This window comes from Neobacillus sp. PVCKKU3 (assembly GCF_058323225.1).
Genome location: NZ_JBLVQN010000006.1, coordinates 140,891 through 164,564 on the forward strand (window position 1 = coordinate 140,891; position 23,674 = coordinate 164,564).

Genomic DNA, 23,674 nt, shown 5'->3' on the forward strand with positions numbered 1-23,674 from the left:
AATTGCCTATGATAATATTCACATGAAGCTATTTTTGGGGGTAATTGTAATAAAAAGTTCATTTTTAACCATTTGATTATAGAGTTACTGTTTTTGTAACATCTTTATGGTGAAAATGGTGATATGATAACCACATGAAAGGGGATGTTGTTGATGGAAAAGCAGTTTGAGAAATTAAATGAGAACGTAAACGACATGAAGTCACTAATAAATACATTTAACAAAACTTTAGAGAACATTGAACAAAGACTTTCAAGATTAGAGAAAATGGATAGTATAGAACATCGCGTCGCTGTTAACCAAATCGACTTATCCGATATTAAAGAAGTGTTAGAACGGATTGAGGAATCGCAAATACATGATATCCAGCATATCAATCGCCGCCTTGATTCCCACCTTATTAAAATTGCAAAAGTAGAAGAAGAAACTTTGATTTTAAAGTCAAAATAAAAAAAGACCAGTTCAACACTGGTCTTTTTCTATCCAGAGGCGAATGCGCTTACAGCTTTTTGAAGAAAGCTTTAGCACCAAGGTAAAGTGTTGCTAGTGCGAAAATGAGAATGGCAAGTGCACCGATAACATGAAATAATGATGACAGGCTAGCTAAAAATGAAATGGTCGGCATTTTAACTAAGGCGAAGCCAGCCAAAATACAGGCCAAGAAAAGAATAGCAGTTTGGTTCAATTTCATCCCCTCCTTGATAGCAGGATATGCAGGCAAGACAATGTTGGAATGAGTCAATTGTCCTGATTTAAAGGACAAAAAAAACAAACCTGTAAAAGGTTTGTTTAAATTATGTTAGTAAAGAACCTCCGAGTTGGATAAAGACACTTGCTTGAGGTTTGTTGGTTCACCGTCGTTTATACTTTTCATGACTTCTATATATTTTAAATGATGGTCTTCCATTTCAATAATTTTAAAGGTGTACGTTTCATGTGCAATAACGTCGCCTTCTTTGGCATCGTAATTCTCGGTTAAAATCCAGCCGCCGATGGTATCAACATCTTCGTCATTAATTTCGACGCCCAATAAATCATTGACTTCGCTCACTAAAACCTTTGAATCAATAATATAATGATTTTCCTTGATCTTGCGAATTTCAGGAATCTCATCCATATCAAATTCATCGCGAATTTCCCCGACAATTTCTTCAAGGATATCTTCTACCGTTACCAAACCTGAAGTTCCGCCGTATTCATCCATTAAAACCGCCATATGCATTCGCTCTTTTTGCATTTTTACAAGCAAATCATGAATAGGAATCGTTTCAATTACACGGATGATTGGACGGATATACCCTTCGAGAGTTTGTGCAGAAAGCTGTTCGTTTCCGATAAAATCAGTCATGACTTCCTTGGCATTGACAATCCCAACGATATGGTCCTTATCCCCATCGATTACAGGATATCTGGTGAATTTTTCTTCCCGGATCGTTGATAAAAAGGCATCGAGCGAGTCGTCCTTAGACAATGAGACGATTTCGGTTCGCGGTACCATAATTTCTTTTGCAATTCGATTATCAAAATCAAATATTTTATTTACATACTTGAACTCTGATTGGTTAATTTCACCACTTTTATAGCTTTCCGATAAGATAATTCGAAGCTCTTCCTCCGTATGAGCGATTTCATTTTCGGAAACAGGTTTAAGCCCAAAGATTCTCGAAATAATTCGAGCGGATCCGTTCAATACCCAAATAAACGGGTACATTATTTTATAGAAGAGAATGAGCGGGCGAGCTACCTTAAGTGTTATCCATTCTGCTTTTTGAATGGCCAATGTTTTAGGCGCAAGTTCTCCGACTACGACGTGTAAAAAGGTAATTGTTCCAAATGCAATCGAAATGGATAATATTTTTACAGCATTGTCGGGAAGATTCAATGAAATGAAGAGAGGACCAAGCAAATGTTCAATCGTTGATTCCCCAATCCAACCTAACCCAAGAGCCGTGATGGTAATTCCAAGCTGACAGGCAGAAAGATATTCATCTAAATTTGAAATCACTCTTTTGGCTGAAACGGCCTTCGAACTTCCTTCTTCGATTAACTGATCGATTCTTGAACTTCTAATCTTCACAATCGCAAACTCTGAAGTTACAAAAAAAGCAGTTAATGCTATTAAAATGGCTATTAAAACCAAATTAAATATGTCCAAATAAGTTCCCTTAACTCGTTGTTTAGACGAGTAAGGTAGTCACCTCCTGGTATTTTCAAAGATTAACTTGAAACCTTTAAAAGCGATTTCAATAATGCAGTTCTAAGCAGACTCAGGTTATTGGAAAGCTTCTCTTTTTGCTTCGCATCCAATTCTTCAAGAAAGGGGATGATGTCAAATAAATCATTATGGAGCTTGAGCATTTGCTGGGTCAGCGTACACACATGTTTTTCCACTTCTGAAGCCTGAATGCTGCCTTCTTTCCGTATTTCTAGTTTTCTCTTAATCTCGTCTAATGGATAATGCAGACTTTTGCATTCTTCGATAAACTTTAAATCATGTAATGACTCGTCAGTATAGATGCGGTAATTGGACTCAGATCGATCTGCTTTGAGCAGTCCAATAGACGTATAGTAGTCAATTGTTCTCTTGGAAACCATTGCTCTTTCCGCTAATTCGCCAATTCGATAAACAGCCCCATCATACCACCTCGACATATATATAAATTAACAATATTATAGAGAATTTAAACCGTACAGTCAAACGTTTCGGTTATTATAGGCATTGTTAACTATATTTTATGGAGAATTATAGGTAATATGAATATTAATGTCAAAATATTTAAAAAATAAAAAATGTCCCCTTATTCAGGAGACGCAGGTGATTTTTTTACTTCTATATAGCCGATATGGTGGCCGTCGATTTCTTTGATTTGAAAGGTGAAACCATCTCTTTCGAGTATATCGTCTTTTTGGACATCAAATTTTTGGGTCAAAAACCATCCGCCGATGGTATCAACATCATCGTCCTCAAGGGTTGTGCCTAAAATATCGTTGACCTCACTGATGAGGACTTTACCATCCAAAATAAAATGATTCTCCCCCTTTTTCTGAATAAGGGGTACTTCATCCAAATCAAATTCATCCCTGATTTCCCCAACGATTTCCTCTAAGATATCCTCGACCGTGACAACCCCGGCTGTACCGCCATATTCATCGGATAGAACCGCCATATGAGAGCGGTTTTTTTGCAGTTTTACTAAAAGCTCCTGAATCGGGATAGTTTCAATTACATGTATAACAGGCTTTATGTAAGTAGTAAGCGGTTCTTCGCCGCTGCATTTCTGCTGGATGCAGTCGGTCAGCACCTCCTTGATATTGACGACACCTAAAATGTTATCCTTATCCCCATCAATGACGGGATAACGGGTGTATCCTTCTTCCTGGACAGTTTCAATAATTTCATTAAGAGAGGCATCTTTGGAAAAGGTGATGACCTCTGTCCGTGGCACCATAATTTCCTTGGCGATGCGATCATCAAATTCAAAGATCCGATTCATGTAGCTATATTCCGACTGGTTAATTTCACCGCTCTTATAGCTCTGTGATAAAATTAGCCGTAATTCTTCTTCGGAAAGGACGATATCATTTTCCGAGGCAGGCCTAATTCCAAACAGGCCCGTAACAAAACGGGCTGAGTGGTTTAACGCCCATATGAACGGGTACATCAGCTTATAGAACAAAATCATTGGCTTGGCAACATGCAGGATAATTTCCTCCGATTTTTGTATTGCAAACGTTTTTGGAGATAATTCACCAATGACCACATGGACAAAGGTAATGACAATAAACGAAAAAATAACGGAAATTATATGCCCTAGTGAAGCCGGAATTTCCAGCCAATCCAAGATAGGTTTTAACAGCATTCGAATTGTTGGTTCGCCAAGCCACCCCAAGATTAAGGATATAATCGTAATTCCGACCTGAGTGGCCGATAAATATCCATCCAAATTGGAAATGACTTTCTTGGCGGCTTCGGCTTTTTTATTGCCCTCGGCAACCAATTGGTCGATTCTGGTTGTCCGTACTCTGACAATCGCAAATTCTGATGCGACAAAAAATGCAGTAAACAGTATGAGCAGAGCTATTATCAAGATATTTATCCAAATCATTGGGTACCTTACGATGCGTAAGGTATGCCACCTCACTTACAAAATAATCTATTTCTTCTTACGGCTTTCCCGTATTTGTATATAGTTTTATTATTTCAAAAAAATGCTTCTTGAGCAAATTAATGAAAAAATCAATAAAAAAGCCGCCATCTGGCAGCTGGTGAAAGAGTTTAAAACGAGGAGGGCTGCTGCCATTCGCGGGCTAGCATACTGTATACGATAATATCGTGGAAATAACCGTTCAAATGTTCTCCGTCCCTTAATATACCTTCTTTTCGCAATCTTAGTTTTTCGGGAATAGCGCGGCTTCTGGTGTTGTTTACGCCGCAGCGGATTTCAATCCGGTTTAAGCCTAAATCAAAAAATGCATAATTAAGCACGGCATGAACAGAGCGGATCATAATCCCATGACCTTCTGCATCCTTGGCTAAATAATAACCGATGCTGGCCATTTTATTGTACCAGTCAATTTGATGAAGTCCGATTGACCCGACAAGCTTTCCTTTATAAAGGATGCCAAGGTTGCAGGCGCTGCCCTCTGCCAATTGATTCAGCCAATGGGGGATCACAGTTTCAAATTGATAAGGATTGGTCATGCTATCGACCCAGGGAAGCCATGTTCGCAAATGGTCACGGTTCTCCTCGATAAGCTGATAAAGCTGTAAGGCATGTTGACGTTGAAAGACAAGAAGCTCAATTTCATGATCAACCTTTAAAGTAAACATAGGGCGAAACTCCCGGAATTTTTTTACTGTATACTATGCAAATTGGGTTTGGGCTGTGATGCTGTTTTTTTGGGAAAAAAACAGGTCCGGATTTGCAACGTGTTTGTAATATTTTCCTTGTCAAACCTTTTAAACAGTAGTATCATTCGTTATGTAAACAAGTAAATAGTCCACAGGGGGAGCTGCACATTAGCGGCTGAGAGTGAACGCTCGAGTTCTGACCCTATGAACCTGTTAGTTAACGCTAGCGTAGGGATGTGGTTTTGCCGATATTTGAAAGCAATGCAGACAATCCTTACGTCTTGCATTGCTTTTTTATTTTTTATAAATAAGGGGGAAAATGGTGTGAATCAAAAAGGAAGCAGTACACGTTTTATCACAGAGGTTGCCGTCTTTTCGGCACTTGCATATTTATTAGACTTAGCTGCTAGTATTTTGTCCTTGAAAATTTGGCCGCAAGGAGGATCAATCTCCATTGCGATGGTTCCGGTTTTTATTATGGCGTATCGCTGGGGAATTAAGGGCGGCTTATTAACTGGCTTCTTGTTGGGATTATTGCAATTCATTCTTGGTTTTGCGCAAATCTACACGATTATTCAGGGAATTATTGATTATTTTATTGCGTTTACGGTTCTCGGCTTTGCCGGAATTTTTGCCCGCCAGGTTAAGAACGCTCTTGAAGAGGGGAATAAAGGAAGCTGGATGGTTTATTCCGTGATAGGAACGTTCCTGGGAAGCCTGCTTCGGTATATCTGTCATGTTTATTCCGGAATTGCTTTCTTTGGCGAGTATGCTCCTAAAGGCCAGCCGGTAGCCGTGTATTCCTTGATTTATAATGGAACTTATATGCTGCCAAACTTTATCATCAGTGCCATAATCGTTGTTTTAGTCCTTGCGGCTATGCCGAAAAGAATGGTTGTTAAATATCAATAACATTTAATGAAGAAAAGCCAAGTGCTTTTCTTTTTTTCTTTTTTTGTCACAACTTTTTATATTTTTTTTAAAAATTTAGGTGTAAAATGACAATATAGAAAGATAATCATTCTCAATTAAAACGGATTGGGTGATAATATATGTTTACATCTTTGAAAGCAGGGGAAAAGGGGAAAATTGTTGATATTTCCCATGTTGGGAACCTTGTGAAAAGACGTCTGCTTGATTTAGGAATTACCGAAGGATCGGAAATATGTGTGAAATGCGTTATGCCTTTTGGAGGCCCGATTATGATTGAGTCCTGCGGCCAATGCGTCGGTATCCGCCGCAAGGAAGCCGTCCAGATTGAAGTGGAGAGAATATAAATGGAAATTGCTCTAATTGGAAACCCGAATACTGGAAAAACTTCATTGTTTAATAACCTCACAGGTTCCTATGAGTATGTGGGCAACTGGAGCGGAGTAACGGTTGAAAAGAAAGTTGGCGTTTTCAAAAATAATATTGGCAGATTAATAGATTTGCCGGGTGTCTACACACTAAACCCGCTTTCAAGAGATGAAGGAGTCGTCACTTCCTTTTTTCTAAACGATTCCGTCGATCGGCTATTGAATATATTGGATGCATCTCAATTAGAACGGAATCTACATTTAACTATGCAGCTGCTAGAGTTTGAAAAGCCGCTTTTAATTGGTTTAAATATGATTGATGTCGCTAGTCAGCGCGGGATTATGATTGATGCCGAGAAATTTTCGGAAAAACTGGGTGTCCCGGTTGTACCCGTCGTCGCCAGAAGCGGTAAGGGCTGTGATCAATTAGTTGATACTATTTCCACAAAGTCGTTTACGCCGGTGAAAAAGAACCTTGTAAACTATGGTGTGGAAGTGGAAAAAGCAATTGCCGACCTAGCTCAGGAACTGGCTGGGAAAACGGAGCATTCAAAACGCTTCTTGGCGATTCAGTATTTTGAAGGAAATGAATACGTAAAAAATTACGTAACGCGAATTGTGGATGGCGAAAAACTTGAAGCTATTTCAGCTAAATTGGAAGAGTCCATCAAAAAATCGTATGACGTAAAAACATTACCAAACTTTATTTATATGAAAAGAAAAGCAGCGATTGAAAAAATTATTGCTGAAACAACGAGTAAACGTGATGGTGTCGTGCCATTATCTGAAAAAATTGACAGCATTGTCACCAATAAATATCTTGGTATGCCAATCTTCTTATTGCTTATGTATTTAATGTTTATGCTGACATTTGATTGGCTGGGGACGCCGATGTCGGATGCACTGGATGGGTTATTGACAGGACCGGTCGCGGCTGGTATTGAAAAAGCCCTGACGGCTGTTCATGCGTCTTCCTTTATTCATGCGCTGATTATTGAAGGATTAGTTGCGGGGGTTGGCGGTGTTCTTGTTTTTGTACCGCAGATTTTTATTTTGTTCTTTTTCATATCGTTATTAGAGGATTCCGGCTATATGGCCCGCGTCGCGTTGGTTATGGACAGAATTATGGAATCGGTTGGGTTGAACGGGAAAGCATTTATCCCAATGATGATTGGGTTTGGCTGTAATGTTCCGGGCATCATGGCGGCAAGAACGATCGAAACACCGCGCGAACGGCTGTTAACAATCTTGCTGACTCCGTTAATGTCTTGCTCAGCACGTCTGCCTGTGTATGCCTTATTTGTCGGGGCATTTTTTGCGACCCATAAAGCTTTTATTGTCTTAAGCTTATATGTATTAGGGATTGTAGTCGCGTTAATCTTAGCAAAAATCTTTTCATCGACCATGTTAAAATCGCAGACTTCCTTATTTGTCATTGAATTGCCGCCATATCGGCTGCCGCAGTTTCAATCCTTATGGAGAAGCACCTGGGATAAAGGCAAGGGTTTTGTTCGTAAAGCAGGTACGTTTATATTTGCCGGTTCTGTTTTCATTTGGATTTTATCCTATGCAGGGCCGGGCGGCCTGAAGGTGGAAATGGATGACAGTTTCCTTGCGGCAATCGGCGGTGTCATTGCCCCAATATTAGCCCCGATTGGCTTTGGAACATGGCAGGCGGCAGCATCCTTAATTACCGGCTTCCTTGCCAAAGAAGCAATCATTTCGACCATGAACATTATTTATTTTGTGCCGACTGATTCGAGTCTGCAGGGGCTGCTGGCAAATTACTATACACCGCTTGCTGCATACAGCTTTATGGTCTTTATTTTATTGTACATTCCATGCTTGGCCACTACCGCAACTATTTATAAAGAAACAGGTTCAAAAAAATGGACAGCCTTCGCGATTCTGTATGCATTAATCATTGCCTATGTTTTATCACTGATTATTTATCAGGGCGGCAAGCTGTTTGGTCTGGTATAAACAAAAGGAGTGAAATTCTATGATTGCTAGCATTGTTATTGGAGTTGCTATTTTTGGATATGCCGCTTATGCGCTTGTAAGATTTATAAACCGCTCGAAGCAAGGAAAATGTGCTGCATGCGAATTGAACAAATCTTGCTCCGGCGGATGTAGTGTACCTCCAGAAATCAGTAAGTAAATATCTAATTATCTAACTGCTATCTATATGGGATAGCAGTTTTTTTTATGTGAATACCCTTATTACTTTTAAAATTGGGAAAACTTGTGTAAAATTACACTAGATGTTATTGAAGGAAGGGCTTTGTATGACCAGAGATGAAATTATTCAGATTGTTTCAGAGAAATTGCGGCTAATCCGGACTGAAGCAGGCTACACTCAGGATAAAATGGCAGATATTATTGGTGTTTCTAAGAAAACCCTTGTACAGATTGAAAAAGGAAGAGTTCTTGCCAACTGGTCAACGGTAGTTTCTGTTTGTGCCTTATTTCGTGAAACAGAAACAGTCCAATTTTTATTTGGAAACGAGCCCCTTGAAGTACTTGAAACGGTAGCAAGAGAAGGCATTGATTACCGGAAAGCCAAAACACTTGGCGGCCGGGTCTGGTGGCGGGTCGTTGTAAAGAAGAACGGATTCGTCCTCCAGCAGAATATTCTAAGCAAGCATTTTCGGATCTTAGATGGGGGAAATTACCGTATTTTCAGCAGCTTTGACGAAAAGCTTTCTAAGCAGCGGTTCAAGGAATTGTCTAAAAGTGAAGACTAAATACATGAAGATGGGATGGCTGTGGATGGCTGTCTTTTTTTCTTTTTATGGAAATCGTTGCCTCGATAGTTATGAAAGGGCTTCATAACGTCCGGACATGAGGGAAAAGAGTAAGTTGGGTCGTTATGAAAGCTTCATAACGCCCGAGTGAGAATGGAAAAGGGTAGTTTGGTAGTTATGAAAGCATTATAACACCCGGGCAAGAGGGAAAAGAGTAGGGTTCGGTAGTTATGAAAGCTTCATAACGCCCGGGCAAGAGCGAAAAGAGTAAGTTCGGTAGTTATGAAAGCTTTATAACACCCGGGCGTGATAGGAAAGGAAAGGATTGGTAGTTATGAAAGGCTTCATAACGCCCGGGAGTGATGGGAAAGGAAAGTTTCGGTAGTTATGAAAGCTTTATAACGCCCGAGTGAGAATGGAAAAGGGTAGGTCGGTAGTTATGAAAGTTACATAACGCCCGGGAGTGATGGGAAAGGGAGACTTCGGTAATTATGAAGGCTTCATAACGCCCGGGCGTGATAGGAAAGGCAAGGATCGGTAGTTATGAAAGCTTTAAATCGCCAAAGCGTGAGTGGCTAACACCGAAACCACATTGGAACTGCTCCAATAAAAACACTTCAAACATAATAGGTATACTTTTTCTTTCCACAAGCTTTATAATTTTCAACAAGAACTCGATGAATTAGCTTTTTCGACACTCTATCCCCACACCACTCGTAAACCAAATTCACCGTAATCCGCATCTCCGGAAAAAGCAAAATCAACTCCCTCACGCACCGCAGCACCACAGATTCCAATCGCTCCTCACACCCACAAGTATTACAAACCATTTTCCTCTCCCCAACAGAAACCGAAAATGAGTTGCACTTCGAACAATAAGGACCCTTTTTTAGCTCTTGATAACTATAAGCGGGCTTTGGAGGATTTGGATAATCACCTTGATCCAGAGAAATTAACAGATCTGCCAGTCTCTCATGGCCACCATTCAGGGTTGATGGGATATTTTCTAATTTTCTTATGAAGCGATTGATTTGTGTTGGGAGAATAACATGATTGTTTTGGGGAGCGTTGTATAAAGTGAAGGTGGGGCTAATATGAACAACATAGGATTCAACCGGCAGATTAAATTTGTACTCTTCGAGAAGCTGCCGCAGCTTTGACTCACTGCGAATTAATTGAAGGATAGGGTCGTCAATTTCGGTATCATTTTTACAAAAACGGTCGGGATCAGACTTATAAATATAGTCTCCTTCAAAATTTTTAACGTCAATCAGGTAAATCGTTTTTTGAAAAATAATCACCGTATCGATCTGAAAATGCTTTTCTTTCAATTTAAAGAGTAAGCCATTTAATACAATGCAGTTATTCTTCAATTCTTGGGTAATTGCATCAAACATCACTTCTCCTTGATAGCCTTTTTCAAGAGCGTAGTACTTTCTACCGTCTTTGTCAGAAAGGTTCATCCGCGGGTTTAAGGCCCGTAATTCCAGTAACTCCTTTGGTTCGTGGCGTGATTTTTTTGGTGTAGGCATAGTCCATATCCTTTCAAATTTATTAAATATCCAACCCTATTTTACTCCAATTTATAGACAGGTAGTTTCAAAGTGTATGAATATTTTGTTAACAGCAGCCGATAAGACAATTCCGAAAAATGGGAATTGACAATTAAAAAGTATGGTGTTAATCTTACAAAGTAAGAAAAAAAAGGAAATGGAGGGCTGCAAAATGATTATTTTAAACCACTTAACTAATCAATCAACTAAATATGTTAACGCAGCCACCCCTAAAGGGATTTCCTTGTAATCTACACTTCACTTTTGTATTTACAAACACAGGCTGCGTTACTTTGTGATGCGCGGCGTGTGTTTTTTATTTTTAAATAAGAGGCATACTGCACAGTTGCGGCAGTATGTCTCTTTTTTTATAAAAAAAGGAGGAATTAGCATGCTGAAAAGACTCAATGTAAGGCTCGCACACAAAATAGGAGATCTAGAAAGCGGATAGATTAAACAGAAATAGGGGGAATAACAGCATGTTTTCCGTATTGAAGAAATTAAGCTGGTTTTTTAAAGAGAATTGGAAGCGCTACCTAGTAGCGGTCACTTTACTTATATTCGTGGGATTATTAGATGTCATACCGCCCAAATTAATTGGCTTGGCGATTGATGATATTCATTCAGGGGCGATGACAAACGAGAAAATCTTCATGTATCTTGTCTATCTCACCATCATTATGGTTTCATCCTACGCCATCACTTATATCTGGCAATATCAATTGTTCGGCGGTGCCTTTTTAATCGAAAGAAAGCTGCGCTCAAAGTTCATGGGCCATCTTTTAAAAATGACGCCGGCCTTTTTTGAAAAGAATCGTACCGGGGATTTAATGGCTCGGGCCACAAACGATTTAAAAGCTATTTCCATTACAGCCGGATTCGGGATTTTAACGCTTGTTGATTCAAGTGTCTGGATGCTGACGATTCTGTTTACGATGGGCTTTTTCATCAGCTGGAAGCTGACCTTAGCGGCGATATTGCCCCTGCCGATCATGGCTATCCTGATGCAAATGTACGGCAAAAAAATACACACTCGCTTTACCCAAGCACAGGATGCCTTCGGCGAATTAAATGATCGCGTTCTCGAATCAGTTGCCGGAGTAAGAGTCATCCGTGCCTATGTCCAAGAAAATGCGGACCGCGAGCGGTTTCATGAATTGACCGAAGATGTTTATCAAAAAAATATAAACGTCGCCAGAATCGATTCGTTATTTGATCCGACCATAAAAATACTGGTTGGCCTCAGCTATTTAATTGGGATTGGATACGGGGCAACGCTCGTCTTTCATCAGGCTATCACTTTGGGGGACCTCGTTTCCTTTAATGTTTACTTAGGGATGATGATTTGGCCGATGTTTGCGGTCGGCGAACTGATCAACGTAATGCAGCGGGGGAATGCCTCGCTCGACCGGGTCCATGAAACACTCAGCTATCAGGAAGAGGTCCAAAACCCATCCCAGCCAATAAAGATAGCAAGCCCCAACCCAATCCATTTCGAAAAAATAACGTTCCGTTATCCATCTTCGAAAAAGGATAATCTGCAAAATGTCAACGTCAAACTGCTTCAAGGCCAGACCCTTGGGGTTGTCGGTAAGACTGGCAGCGGAAAAACCACTTTTATCAAGCAATTGTTGAGGCAATATCCACTTGGAACAGGGGGACTTTCAATCGGCGGGGCCTCCATTGAGGACCAAACACTAGAACAAGTACGCCAATGGATTGGCTACGTTCCGCAGGATCATGTTCTTTTTTCGAGAAGTGTAAAGGAAAATATTTTGTTCGGCAGTAAGGATGCATCTCAGGACGACCTAGAGACCGCCATTGACCTAGCGGCTTTTCGCAAGGATTTGCAAATGCTCCCGGAAGGTCTCGAGACACTGGTTGGGGAAAAGGGAGTCGCGTTATCGGGCGGGCAAAAGCAGCGGATTTCGATTGCCCGTGCGCTCATTAAAAATCCGGAAATACTGATTCTCGATGATTCCTTATCTGCAGTAGATGCGAAAACGGAGAAGAAAATCATCGGCAATATCCGAACAGTAAGAAACGGGAAAACAACGATTATCACTACGCACAGAATGTCTGCAGTCCAGCATGCCGACCATATCATTGTCCTTGATGAAGGGGCCATTATTGAGGAAGGAACCCATGAACAGCTGCTGGAGCGGGACGGCTGGTATAAAGAGCAATTCTTGCGCCAGCAGGTCGAAGCCAAAATTGAAGAGGAGGTGTCAGCATGAAGGTTGGCAGACGCTTAATCAATTACGCTTTACTTTATAAAAAAATCATTATCGCCGCCCTGCTCATGCTGACCATCTCGGTCATAACGGATTTGGCCGGACCATTTATCGCAAAGAACATCATCGATCAGCATATTTTAGGGATTGAGTCCGTCTGGTATGAAACAGCAGCAAAAGACGATAAAGCCGTTAGCTATAACGGAACGTTTTATAAACGGGAAAAGTATTTTACAAACGGCGAGGAAAAGGGAGACAAAGTCCGGATCCTCCAGGTAGGAACAAAGTTTGTGTTTATCGAAAATGACCTTGAATTTGATGGGAAAAGAAGTCTCGAAGGCAGCAAACTAATGATCACAAGAGGCAAAGATCAAGCGGATTATCCAGCAAAAATTATCAAGGGGCTCGAGCTAGTAGCATTTTATCAGCCAGAAATACCGGGGATTTTAAAACTGCTGGCAGTTTATTTTGGACTCTTGGTGGTATCTGCGGTATTTCAATATGGTGAGCACTTCCTGTTGAAAAAATCAGCAAACCGAATTATTCAAAAAATGCGTGAGGATGTGTTTCATCATATTCAAAGACTTCCAGTCCGCTATTTTGACAACCTTCCGGCAGGCAAGGTCGTTGCCAGAATCACAAATGACACTGAGGCGATTCGTGAGCTTTATGTAACCGTATTGGCAGCCTTTTTTACAAGCGCCATTTATATTACTGGCATTTACTCAGCATTGTTTATTTTAAATGCAAAGCTCGCGGCAATTTGTTTGCTGCTCTTGCCCAGTTTGTATATTTGGATTTTGATTTACCGGAAGTATGCTTCCAGATATAATCGGGTGATTCGTTCGCGGAACAGTGAAATCAATGCGATGGTTAATGAATCGATTCAGGGGATGAATATTATCCAGGCCTTCAACCGGGAAAAGGAAACGATGAAGGATTTTGAAAATCTGAACCATGGCCATTTTACTTACCAAAACAAACTGTTAAACCTGAATGCCTTAACAGGTCACAACCTGGTGGGGATTTTAAGAAATCTCGTCTTTGTGGCATTTATCTGGTATTTTGGAGGCCAGGCACTTTCACCTTCAGCTGTGATTTCTTTAGGAATGCTGTACGCTTTTGTCGATTACATCAATCGGCTGTTTCAGCCCGTCCAAGGCATTGTCAACCAATTAGCTAATCTGGAGACAGCGCTTGTCGCTGGGGAGAGGGTATTTACGCTGATGGATGAGCCGGGGGAAAATGTCAGTCAGGATCGAATTTCACGGATAAAAGGCAATGTCACATTCGAAAATGTTTCTTTTGGTTACAAAGACGGTGAATATGTTTTAAAGAATATTCAATTTGAGGCAAAGCCTGGGGAAACGGTGGCCCTCGTTGGCCATACCGGCTCAGGGAAAAGCTCCATCATGAATCTGCTTTTCCGATATTACGACTGCCAGAGAGGACAAATCTTGATTGACGGAAAAGATATCGAATGCTTCCCGCGGCAAACGATCCGGCAGCATATGGGGATTGTCTTGCAGGACCCGTATTTATTTACAGGAACAATCGCCTCCAATGTGAGTCTTAATGATCCGTCCATTACAAGCGAAAAAGTCGAAAAAGCATTACGAGATGTTGGTGCGGAGAAAGTATTTAAAAACCTTGAAAACGGTTATGATGAACCGGTTATTGAAAAAGGCAGCACTTTATCAAGCGGGCAGCGCCAGTTAATTTCCTTTGCCCGCGCCCTTGCTTTTAATCCGGCTATTCTCATTTTGGATGAAGCCACCTCCAGCATTGATACGGAAACAGAAGCGCTGATCCAAGAGGCGATGGATGTCTTGAAGAAGGGGAGAACAACCTTTATCATCGCCCACCGTCTGTCGACGATTCGAAATGCAGATCAAATTCTCGTCCTAGACCGCGGCACTATCGTTGAACGCGGGAATCATGATGAATTAATGGCGCTTAAGGGAAAATATTATCAAATGTATGAGCTTCAGCTTGGAAGCACAGATATGGCAGGTTAAAAGAAAAAGTTCACAAAAAATTCATTTCTTTACTTTAAAAGTGTAATTTTAATCACTTGTCATCCTTTCACCCCATGATATTGTAGTTTTAATTCAAATTTAAAATGGGGTGGAGAATCAATGTCAGATTACACAGTTGTTCTAACCATTGGCAGTTTTTTAGTTTTAACGTATTTCATTGGCTATACACTTATTTCAAGACATTGAGGCTGCGGACAAAGTTCCGCAGTTTTTTTATTTATAAAACCGAATAGTTTGGGAATACATATGAAAGGATGAAAAATAGTGAGGTGGAAGAATGATGGAGAAATTTAGAATCGAGCATGATACTCTGGGTGAAGTCCGTGTTCCTGAAGATAAATTTTGGGGAGCACAGACGCAGCGGAGTAAAGAAAATTTTAAAATTGGGATGGAAAAAATGCCGCTCGAGCTCGTTTATGGTTTGGTTTACATTAAGCAGGCGGCTGCGATTGTTAATTATCAGCTCGGTAAATTGAGTGAGGATAAAATGAACGCCATCAAAAAGGTGTCTGAAGACATTTTAGCCGGACAACATGATGAACATTTTCCATTGGCTGTTTGGCAGACAGGAAGCGGTACACAGTCCAATATGAACGTCAATGAAGTCATTGCCAATCGCGCAAATGAATGGTTAAAAAGTCAAAATAGCACCGAAAAGATTCATCCAAATGATGATGTTAATATGTCGCAGAGTTCAAATGATACGTTTCCGACGGCAATGCATATTGCTGCCTTTATAAAAATTACCGAAAATCTTATTCCGGCAATACAGGAATTAAAAAATACGCTGATAGAAAAGGAAAAAGCCTTCGTAAATATCGTAAAAATCGGCAGAACTCATCTGCAGGATGCAACACCGCTTACTTTGGGGCAGGAAATCAGCGGCTGGAGGTATATGCTCGAGAATAATGAGCGAATGATTACAGAGGCATGCCAGCACCTGCTTCAATTAGCGATTGGCGGAACTGCAGTCGGTACGGGAATCAACGCTAGTCCGGAGTTTGGCGCAAAAGTCGCTGAAGAGCTCCACAAGCTGACTGGTTTCCCATTTCAAACATCAGCAAATAAATTCCACGCTCTGACAAGCCATGATGAAATCGTTTATGTCCATGGGGCTTTAAAAGCATTGGCGGCCGATTTAATGAAGATTGCCAATGATGTCAGATGGCTTGCAAGCGGCCCGCGCAGCGGCATCGGCGAACTGACGATACCGGCCAATGAGCCTGGCAGCTCAATTATGCCAGGGAAAGTGAATCCAACACAAAGTGAAGCATTGACGATGGTTGCCTGCCAAATCTTTGGGAATGATGCATGCATTGGCTTTGCCGCAAGCCAGGGCAATTTCGAATTAAATGTATTTAAACCGGTGATTATTTATAATTTAATCCAATCAATCACGCTTTTAACCGACAGCATTCGTTCCTTTAATGTCAACTGTGCTGTTGGCATTGAAGCAAATGAAGAAGCCATTAAAGAGCATGTGGGACGTTCGTTAATGCTGGTTACCGCCTTAAACCCTTATATCGGCTATGAAAAAGCAGCAGCAATCGCCAAACTTGCCTTTAAAGAAAATAGCACCCTGAAGGAAGCGGCAATTAAAACGGGGTATCTGACCGCTGAGCAATTCGATGAGTGGATTAAACCAGAAAAAATGGTGTAAACAAAGGAAAGCCCCCTCCAAAGGAGGGGGCTTTTAGCCATATTATGAACTTTTATCAATAAGGTTTACTTAATTAGCGTTGGAAACCGCCAAGTTGAGATTCAGCCATAGCGACAAGACGCTTAGTGATTTCTCCTCCAACAGATCCGTTAGCACGAGAAGTTGTGTCAGCTCCAAGATTTACGCCAAATTCTTGAGCAATTTCATACTTCATTGAATCAAGTGCTTGTTGTACTCCTGGTACTAAAAGTTGGTTAGAGTTGTTGTTGTTAGCCATAGTTAGTTAACACTCCTCTTTTTAGTTTTGGGGTTAGTATGGAGTTGAACCATAATGGGATTATTACCATAGCCTCCTAGGCCTAACCCATGATAAGTAAACTGTCTAGCTTCAGCGCCTAGGGGCTCGGGGTCATAAGCCAATCCGTCCTGAAGGTTAAAAAACAACCTTCATGCCGGCTCGTCTTATGCCTGTCGCCCCTGAACGAGGCGCTTCCGCTTTTCTTAGTTGGATGAACCGGAGTTGCACCGGTTGTAACCCTGTCTGGCTTCATCCATCGCTGTAAGTGATTTTTGTTTTTCTTGGTGGGGTGCTGCTTGTAATCTTATTATGACTAAATCTAAAAAGCTTATTCGAAAATTTTAAGTGGAAATTTATTCCCTATTATAGAGGTTACAAAGTGACGCAAACTAAAGAAAACAAATTAAAGGGTGAATGAGATGACCGTATGCCCAGTATGTAACGGCTTGAGAGAAGTATATTTATTATGTAGGGATTGCGGGGAGCCAATGTTGGAAAGCGGCAGACTTCAAGATTACTACGACGATTACAGTCCCTATATGGAAATTGATTTGATGAAAATGGAGGATGGATATGCTGATACCCATTCTGAGCATAAATGCCCGCATCTGTATCGCTGCCCTGCCTGCCATAAAGATGATGTTATCTTTATTAAAGAATAATCAAAAGGTCCTGACCACATTCTGCGGTATAGCAGGGTGGTCAGGACCAAAAGGAATCATATTTTATTTTTCGCTTTGTGGGCGGATACGTAGCTCTGTTTCCGTATCGAAGAAGTGGGCCTTGTTTAAATCAAATGCCAACTCTAATTTATCGCCAGGTCTTACATCGCTGCGAGAATCAAGGCGGGCCACATAATCTTGGCCTTCGATGCTGGAGTAAATCATTAATTCTGCACCAGTTAATTCGGCAACATCAATATGGGCAGCGATCTTTGTACCTGTGGAAGCTTCAATAAACAATGGCTCATCATGAATATCTTCAGGGCGGACACCAAGGATTAGCGATTTGCCGACATAGCCTTGTTCGCGAAGGAATTTCATTTTTCCTTCCGGAACAGCAATGGAGGTTTTACCAATGATAAATTTGCCGTCTTCTAATTTTCCGTTGAAGAAGTTCATCGCTGGTGATCCGATAAAGCCGCCAACAAAGACATTTTCAGGCTTTTCATAAACTTCTTTTGGTGAACCAACCTGCTGGATGATGCCATCCTTCATAACGACTAATCGGGTTGCCATTGTCATGGCCTCAGTTTGGTCGTGCGTTACATAAATAGTTGTTGTATTTAAGCGGCGGTGAAGCTTGGCAATTTCAGCGCGCATTTGGACACGAAGCTTGGCATCCAGGTTTGATAATGGCTCGTCCATTAGGAATACCTTTGCATCACGAACGATTGCACGGCCTAATGCAACACGCTGGCGCTGACCGCCTGATAACGCCTTCGGCTTACGAGTTAAATAAGCTTCAAGGCCAAGGATTTTAGCAGCTTCTTTCACGCGGCGGTCGATTTCATCCTTAGGAAACTTACGAAGCTTTAAACCAAATGCCATATTATCATAAACGGTCATATGCGGATAAAGCGCATAGTTTTGGAATACCATTGCAATATCGCGGTCTTTTGGTGCTACGTCGTTTACGCGTTTGCCATCAATGAGAAAATCCCCTTTTGAGATTTCTTCAAGACCGGCAATCATTCTAAGTGTCGTTGATTTTCCGCATCCGGATGGGCCGACAAAGACGATAAATTCCTTATCATCAATGTGTAAATTGAAATCTTTAACTGCCGTTACCTTGTTGTCGTAAATTTTATAAATATGGTCTAATTTTAATTCAGCCATGTTCACAGCCTCCTTGTGGTTGTTTGTACTTTAAGTTTACAAGGAAAGCGCTTTAATCGATATGGTCAGGCTGCACAAATATTGAAAACGCTTTTTTGGGCAGATTGACATTATCCTTCTTGTTCAAATAGCAGGCATGCTAAAAACACGATAAACGCACCGTTAAAATCCTTTAATACTATTCCTGTTTTATCCACAAATTTATCAATCCGATATTGCAGTGTGTTTCGATGAATATATAACTTTTTAGCTGTAAGGCTGGCATTTAAATTGGTTTCAAGAAATACTTTTATCGTTGAAAACATTTCCGGATCATCACCAAAAAGCGCAAAAACCGCTTCGGGAACCATATTTTTTATTTCAGCTGGCAAGCGGGCAGAAAGGTAAGCCGGAAAAATTCTTTCAAAAGAAAAAATCTTGGAATTGTGCACTTTCACTAGAGCAAACTGGAATAATTCTCTTTCCTCTTGGAAGAAGGCCCTTAACTGCTCAGAAAAAGGCTGAACTTTTCCGATGAAAAAAATGACACTTTCATAAAAATCACTTTCCAATGTTTCTGAAATGGCCAGCAATTCTTCTTCGGAAAGAGAAATTTGTTTTTGTTCCTCTATAACCACACCTTTGGAGTGACTTTCCCAAAGAAACACGGCCTCATCCGAAAAGAAGCCTTTTAACGCAGATTCCATTTCCTTTTGATCTGTATCATCGCCATTTAAATGAAAATGGATAAAGCGAAATGACGTGTCCTGCTTTTCTGAAGGGAGAACCCCATTTAAAAATAAAAACTCATACCAGGTGTTTACTCTGGACGACACGGCTGAAGACTGCCATTCCACTAGTTCATACAAAGTCTTTAGAAGGTGGAGCTCTTTATCACTAATTTCCTTTTTGGGAATACCCAGCCATTCATCGGCGGACTGGTCGTAAAAAAGATAAAGCTGTTCAGAAGGCATATTTGGCCTTTCGGAAAACAGCAGTGAATTTTCATATACAGTAAGTAATTTTCTTAGCATCGTTCATTTCCCCATTAGATTTCTTAGAGCCTATTATACCAGTTTCAATTTGTTTCCACAGAAAAATTGCCGAACCCTCTAAACTGGCTCGGCAAATGTTATCATGTATTTTCATTTGGCGGTGATTCTTCTATAAGATCGCGCGCTTCTTCAATATTTGTTGAATCATAACGGGCATGGACAGACCCTCCGGACATTCCTTCATTAATCATTCTGTCAATATCCATGTAAGCCATGTCTCTGCCTTCATATGCAGACCCTTCAGTGATAGGCTGTTCATTTTTTTTAGTCACGTTCAACCATCCTTTCCTTCTAATTCGTTTTTAGTTTGTACAGAAAGGATGGAGTTTCATGCAGGGAATCGTCGATTATTCATATACATGGTAAAGCATTAGCTCGTGAATCTGGCTCGTCAATGCCTTCAAATCTTCTTCGGCAGGTGGATTTGAGGTCCATTCAAGGTTTCCTGTTTGGTGATAAACTCCTGTAAATCTCTGTTTTTTAAAATAGAAGGAAATATTCCAGCCGGGAATATTGGTATTTTCAAAAAGCGGCTTATATTGAAAATGCATGATCACCTTATTGTCCTCCTCTAACACCTAGTATTACTTATAGCTTACCTTGTTTTGAATATTATGCAAATAAAATTTTTTATGGGCAGGAGTTTGTTAAGTGGAGGAAAATACGGCATAGCTGGTCAATTTTTTTCTCTTCAATTTGAGATTCATCAAACCGCATTGGTTTTGAATTCACCTCGTAAATATAATATTTTCCACTTTTGCTCATGCCGGCATCAATGGAAAATTCACCGAAAAAGCCAAGCTGTTCCGATAAAGCTTTCCCAATGTGCGGGATAATCATTTGAAAAAATTGATCATGTTCGTTCGTTTGCAATAAAGAGTAGGGAAGAAGTCTTCCCCCCGATGGAATATGGGTGGTGACTCCTTGTTCCTGGGATTGCCGGATGCCGACGCCGGTTAGTGAATAATCCTCTTTTTCCGCGTGGGCAATAATCCGAAAATCATAGCGAAACCCTTCATATTCAGCAGAATTGATATCAATCTGTGCCAAATAGGTTTTCGATAAGAGCAATTCGCTCCAATCCTGCCAAAAATCTTCGAAAGATGGGTAGCAAATGCTTCTTTTTCTTGACTCAAATTGGATGTATGGCGAGGATAAATGCCTGACGCGAAAAACGCCCTTTCCCTTTGAAGAGGCTGCTGGCTTTAGATAAACACTAGAATTTGCTTTCAATAATAATTCAAGGTCTTTTTTTTCTTGGAGGAGAATCGTCTTTGGTACGTAATCTTGGAGGACAGGATGGTTTTCCATTAGTTGATAAAGCTCGTATTTATCTATAAAACCTGGGTTGAAATAGGGAATTCCTTTATCCTTTAAATGCCGAAAGAAGCTTTTACATTCTTCGGTCTGTTCTGTTTTTCTGAAGGGAATTCGGTTATACACCAAATCTGGGTAGGGGAAAGAGTTCTTTATCCAGCGATTTTCATCGGGTGAATAGCTGAATCCTTCAATATATTCCGCTCCGGCCCCTTCAAGGGTAAAAATAAAGCTTATTCCATTAAGTGAAATAAGCTTTTTTTGTAGTTTGATAAAAAGTTCCCCGTTTCCAGCAACTGTTCCATCGGATTTAAGCGCGGTCATGATGCCAATCACCGGCCCTGCTTGTTTGTCGATCATTGATAAAGTTCCTCGGGATGCAGTAAGGATTGCTCGGTTAGAAAAACGGCGAAGGCGAGGGACAATTTGCGTGTCAATAAATCAAATTCTTTTAATTCCGGGTGGCTGAAAATCGAACGGCCGGGTTTGGAATTAGCCTCGAACAGCCAGACATTGCCGTTCCGGTCAATGCCCAAATCAAAGCCAATTTCGCCGATAATTCCTTCGACATTTCGGTCTAATGCATGACTTAAGGAAAGGGCAGCATTGGAAAGCTTCTCTTCGAACATGCCGGCATCTTCAGCAGGAAAGATTTCGCTGATCGTTTTAATTTCTCCGCCACTTCTCTTATGAGTGGTCGGGCTTCCCGGACCGGCTATTTTTGCTGCAAGCGCGGAAACATGCCAGTTGCCTGTTTCGTCCTTGTTCGTATGGATGCGAAAATCAACGGGCCGCTGCTCGTTGCGAACTAAATGAATCCCCTGTTGGACAACCATTTTTTCCAGCGATTGCTTCGCGAATACCCGCTCAAACAATTTCTCCAAGCTGTGGAATTTTTGTAACCTGTTTGCCCCGTCGTCATCTTGATAACGGCAGTAATAGTCGTTTGTGTTTTTATCAAAAATAATTTGATGAATGCCAAAGCCAAGACTGCCATTTTTCGGCTTTATATACACATGCCCGTATTTTGAAAGCATCCTCTCGATTAAGGAAAAAGAGGTAAATGGATGGGTCTCAGGAAGGTATTTATCAACCGAATGATCTTGGAGAAGCCGTTCGTAAATATCTAACTTGTTGAAAAAGCCGGGATTATACCAAGGGATTAAATATTCCTGTTGAAGCCGTTTTTTTACTTTAACTAATTTGGGAATTCCTTCACTCCTTCGGTTTGGCAGACGATCATAAATGACGTTAGGGAAAGGGACCTCCCGCTGTTCCCAATCTCCATCGTGGAAAAAATAACCCTCAATCGTGCCCTGTTCCCAATCAATATGCTGCTCTCCGAACACAAAAGCGAGGGCGCCAACGTTTTTATTTACGGATAAAAGCTTTGAAAAAAACTGTGTTCTCTCGCCGAGGAGCTGATCAGGAAGCAGTGTAAATCCAGCTGTAAAAATGCCAACAAGAGGACCGATGTACAGAGTTTGACTATCTAAAAAGACATGGAGCGGCAGCTTAAATTCCGGAAATTGGAGTTCTTTTTGAATCACCCTGCTCATCACAATCCGATCTTTTCGGTCTGGATGGGGCAGAAATTCCACTGCCATTGAATTTGAACCAAAAGCAATTCGCTTAGGCCCATTTTCTTGAAGGAGGGAAGGAGGGCAAAAAACAATCAATTGATCATTTTGGACGACCTCAATGAGATAACGTTTTCTCATAGATGTTCTTCCTTTCTTGGTCTTTCGATTCCGACAGGTATTTTGCGTAAAGCAGCGGTGCATAGTACAGCTTTTCCTTAAGATTGGGGCGGGTTTGCAAAATAACCTTCCTGCCGGGCTTTGAATTCATATCTAAAATCCAGATCGAGCCGTTTTTGGCGATACCAATATCGACACCGATTTCAAAGAGCGGCAGGAAGCTTCTTTCAAGAAGGTGTGGTAATTCTGTAAGAATGCTGGTTAATTCCTGCTGAATAAATTCCCTTCTCGCTACAGGCAGGGAAGCTGACCATTCTGAAAACGCTGTTGCCATCCCGCCTGCACTTAAATTCGATAAAATCCCGCCGCTGGTACCGATTCGCACTCCGCGCCCAATTTCTCCCCAATTGCCATGCTCATTTTTTTGCAGGAGAATCCGGATGTCAAAGGGCTGCAATTCACTGTTGGTTAATTCAAGATAAGGCTGCATGAGATATTGATGCCGCGCAAGCAAGCTCTTAAGCCACTGCGAAAATTTTCCTTCGTTTGGAAAAATCCTTGATATAATCTGTTTTTGTTTTTCCGTTTTAACATGAATCGATTTGTCATTTTTCTTCAAGGAATAAATGCCATAACCCTGTGAACCGTTAATAGGTTTTATGACAATCTTTTTTCCACTGTTTAATTCTTTTAAAATTCCAGCCGTATCGATTACCTGCTTTGTCGGCGGCAGATAGGCAGATAGCTTCGTGTCTTTCAGCGCCTGATAGAGGTCTAGTTTATTAGGCAGACCATATCCTAAAAAGGTAATATCCCTCCTGCTTTTAAGCCACGATACAATCGGAAGGCATTGTTTCGATTGTTCATCCTCCCCGTAGAAGCACCGGTCATAGAGGATGCGGGGGATGGGGAATTCGGCATTGACCCAATCCTTTTGTTCAGCGTCAAATTTTTTCCCTTGAACCTGAAGTGTATTTGGATTGATATTGGTTGGAACGAAGCGAAAAGCTTCGATACCTAAGTCTTTTGCATGTTCGGCCATTTCCGTTATATAGGGGGCCTCTGTTTCTAGGGTTAAGGACATAATGCCAAATGTAATCAAGT

24 protein-coding genes and 1 riboswitch are annotated in these 23,674 nt (G+C 41.0%); of the genes, 10 read left to right on the forward strand and 14 right to left on the reverse strand.

The features are described from left to right. Positions 1-153: 153 nt before the first annotated feature. Positions 154-450, forward strand: a complete 297-nt coding sequence (locus ACNQGS_RS06285) for a hypothetical protein (protein ID WP_241114024.1) — start codon at positions 154-156, stop codon at positions 448-450. 49 nt (positions 451-499) lie between these two features. Here the strand turns inward: ACNQGS_RS06285 and ACNQGS_RS06290 are convergent, their stop codons facing one another. From ACNQGS_RS06290 to ACNQGS_RS06310, 5 genes are all read right to left on the reverse strand, one after another. Beyond that, positions 500-685: a hypothetical protein gene (locus ACNQGS_RS06290; RefSeq protein ID WP_213116725.1), complete on the reverse strand. Its 186-nt coding sequence runs from the start codon at positions 683-685 to the stop codon at positions 500-502. 114 nt (positions 686-799) lie between these two features. Continuing rightward, entirely contained in the window at positions 800-2,155 is a 1,356-nt protein-coding gene (locus ACNQGS_RS06295) for a hemolysin family protein (RefSeq protein ID WP_491486587.1), read from the reverse strand. Positions 2,156-2,217: 62 nt separating this feature from the next. After that, positions 2,218-2,652 (reverse strand): MerR family transcriptional regulator, encoded by a 435-nt coding sequence (locus ACNQGS_RS06300; RefSeq protein ID WP_423801429.1) that lies wholly within the window; start codon positions 2,650-2,652, stop codon positions 2,218-2,220. A 146-nt stretch (positions 2,653-2,798) separates the two neighbouring features. Next, a complete protein-coding gene (locus ACNQGS_RS06305) occupies positions 2,799-4,106 on the reverse strand; it encodes a hemolysin family protein (protein WP_491486588.1) in 1,308 nt (435 codons plus the stop codon). Between the two features lie 170 nt (positions 4,107-4,276). Then, positions 4,277-4,831: a GNAT family N-acetyltransferase gene (locus ACNQGS_RS06310; protein ID WP_491486589.1), complete on the reverse strand. Its 555-nt coding sequence runs from the start codon at positions 4,829-4,831 to the stop codon at positions 4,277-4,279. A 165-nt stretch (positions 4,832-4,996) separates the two neighbouring features. After that, positions 4,997-5,104, forward strand: a riboswitch (TPP riboswitch). Between the two features lie 72 nt (positions 5,105-5,176). Here ACNQGS_RS06310 and thiT point away from each other — a divergent pair. The 5 genes from thiT to ACNQGS_RS06335 all read left to right on the forward strand — a co-directional run bounded on the left by thiT (position 5,177) and on the right by ACNQGS_RS06335 (position 8,897). After that, positions 5,177-5,764: an energy-coupled thiamine transporter ThiT gene (gene thiT / locus ACNQGS_RS06315; protein WP_213141098.1), complete on the forward strand. Its 588-nt coding sequence runs from the start codon at positions 5,177-5,179 to the stop codon at positions 5,762-5,764. Between the two features lie 140 nt (positions 5,765-5,904). Continuing rightward, on the forward strand, positions 5,905-6,129 hold the full coding sequence (locus ACNQGS_RS06320) for a FeoA family protein (protein WP_213116719.1): 225 nt from the start codon (positions 5,905-5,907) through the stop codon (positions 6,127-6,129). After that, positions 6,130-8,133: a ferrous iron transport protein B gene (gene feoB / locus ACNQGS_RS06325; protein ID WP_491486590.1), complete on the forward strand. Its 2,004-nt coding sequence runs from the start codon at positions 6,130-6,132 to the stop codon at positions 8,131-8,133. It abuts the gene before it with no gap. A gap of 19 nt (positions 8,134-8,152) precedes the next feature. After that, positions 8,153-8,311 carry a FeoB-associated Cys-rich membrane protein gene (locus tag ACNQGS_RS06330; protein ID WP_491486591.1) on the forward strand — a complete coding sequence of 53 codons (159 nt, stop codon included), beginning with the start codon at positions 8,153-8,155 and terminating at the stop codon, positions 8,309-8,311. A 127-nt stretch (positions 8,312-8,438) separates the two neighbouring features. Continuing rightward, a complete protein-coding gene (locus ACNQGS_RS06335) occupies positions 8,439-8,897 on the forward strand; it encodes a helix-turn-helix transcriptional regulator (RefSeq protein WP_491486592.1) in 459 nt (152 codons plus the stop codon). A 617-nt stretch (positions 8,898-9,514) separates the two neighbouring features. On the opposite strand, the gene ACNQGS_RS06340 is transcribed toward ACNQGS_RS06335, so the two are convergent. Continuing rightward, entirely contained in the window at positions 9,515-10,429 is a 915-nt protein-coding gene (locus ACNQGS_RS06340) for a nuclease-related domain-containing protein (protein ID WP_491486593.1), read from the reverse strand. A 500-nt stretch (positions 10,430-10,929) separates the two neighbouring features. Here ACNQGS_RS06340 and ACNQGS_RS06345 point away from each other — a divergent pair, with 500 nt between their 5' ends. The 3 genes from ACNQGS_RS06345 to fumC all read left to right on the forward strand — a co-directional run bounded on the left by ACNQGS_RS06345 (position 10,930) and on the right by fumC (position 16,383). After that, positions 10,930-12,687: an ABC transporter ATP-binding protein gene (locus ACNQGS_RS06345; protein WP_491486594.1), complete on the forward strand. Its 1,758-nt coding sequence runs from the start codon at positions 10,930-10,932 to the stop codon at positions 12,685-12,687. Beyond that, a complete protein-coding gene (locus tag ACNQGS_RS06350) occupies positions 12,684-14,702 on the forward strand; it encodes an ABC transporter ATP-binding protein (protein ID WP_491486595.1) in 2,019 nt (672 codons plus the stop codon). Before ACNQGS_RS06345 ends, ACNQGS_RS06350 begins: the two co-directional genes overlap by 4 nt. Positions 14,703-15,003: 301 nt before the next feature. Continuing rightward, positions 15,004-16,383, forward strand: a complete 1,380-nt coding sequence (gene fumC / locus ACNQGS_RS06355; RefSeq protein ID WP_491486596.1) for a class II fumarate hydratase — start codon at positions 15,004-15,006, stop codon at positions 16,381-16,383. A gap of 73 nt (positions 16,384-16,456) precedes the next feature. Here the strand turns inward: fumC and ACNQGS_RS06360 are convergent, their stop codons facing one another. Beyond that, entirely contained in the window at positions 16,457-16,660 is a 204-nt protein-coding gene (locus ACNQGS_RS06360) for an alpha/beta-type small acid-soluble spore protein (protein WP_213116711.1), read from the reverse strand. 512 nt (positions 16,661-17,172) lie between these two features. Here ACNQGS_RS06360 and ACNQGS_RS06365 point away from each other — a divergent pair. Further along, entirely contained in the window at positions 17,173-17,343 is a 171-nt protein-coding gene (locus ACNQGS_RS06365; RefSeq protein WP_491486597.1) for a hypothetical protein, read from the forward strand. A gap of 63 nt (positions 17,344-17,406) precedes the next feature. On the opposite strand, the gene ACNQGS_RS06370 is transcribed toward ACNQGS_RS06365, so the two are convergent. The 7 genes from ACNQGS_RS06370 to ACNQGS_RS06400 form a co-directional block, all read right to left on the reverse strand. After that, complete coding sequence (locus tag ACNQGS_RS06370; protein ID WP_213141090.1) at positions 17,407-18,519, reverse strand: ABC transporter ATP-binding protein; 1,113 nt, start codon at positions 18,517-18,519, stop codon at positions 17,407-17,409. Positions 18,520-18,629: 110 nt separating this feature from the next. Next, entirely contained in the window at positions 18,630-19,532 is a 903-nt protein-coding gene (locus ACNQGS_RS06375) for a PucR family transcriptional regulator (protein ID WP_491486598.1), read from the reverse strand. A gap of 101 nt (positions 19,533-19,633) precedes the next feature. Then, entirely contained in the window at positions 19,634-19,825 is a 192-nt protein-coding gene (locus ACNQGS_RS06380; protein WP_213141342.1) for a hypothetical protein, read from the reverse strand. A gap of 75 nt (positions 19,826-19,900) precedes the next feature. After that, on the reverse strand, positions 19,901-20,110 hold the full coding sequence (locus ACNQGS_RS06385) for a YheE family protein (protein ID WP_491486599.1): 210 nt from the start codon (positions 20,108-20,110) through the stop codon (positions 19,901-19,903). Positions 20,111-20,183: 73 nt separating this feature from the next. Further along, entirely contained in the window at positions 20,184-21,230 is a 1,047-nt protein-coding gene (locus ACNQGS_RS06390) for a YheC/YheD family endospore coat-associated protein (protein ID WP_491486600.1), read from the reverse strand. Then, positions 21,227-22,591, reverse strand: a complete 1,365-nt coding sequence (locus ACNQGS_RS06395; RefSeq protein WP_491486601.1) for a YheC/YheD family endospore coat-associated protein — start codon at positions 22,589-22,591, stop codon at positions 21,227-21,229. Before ACNQGS_RS06395 ends, ACNQGS_RS06390 begins: the two co-directional genes overlap by 4 nt. After that, positions 22,569-23,672 carry a YheC/YheD family endospore coat-associated protein gene (locus ACNQGS_RS06400; RefSeq protein WP_491486602.1) on the reverse strand — a complete coding sequence of 368 codons (1,104 nt, stop codon included), beginning with the start codon at positions 23,670-23,672 and terminating at the stop codon, positions 22,569-22,571. Before ACNQGS_RS06400 ends, ACNQGS_RS06395 begins: the two co-directional genes overlap by 23 nt. Positions 23,673-23,674 lie beyond the last annotated feature (2 nt).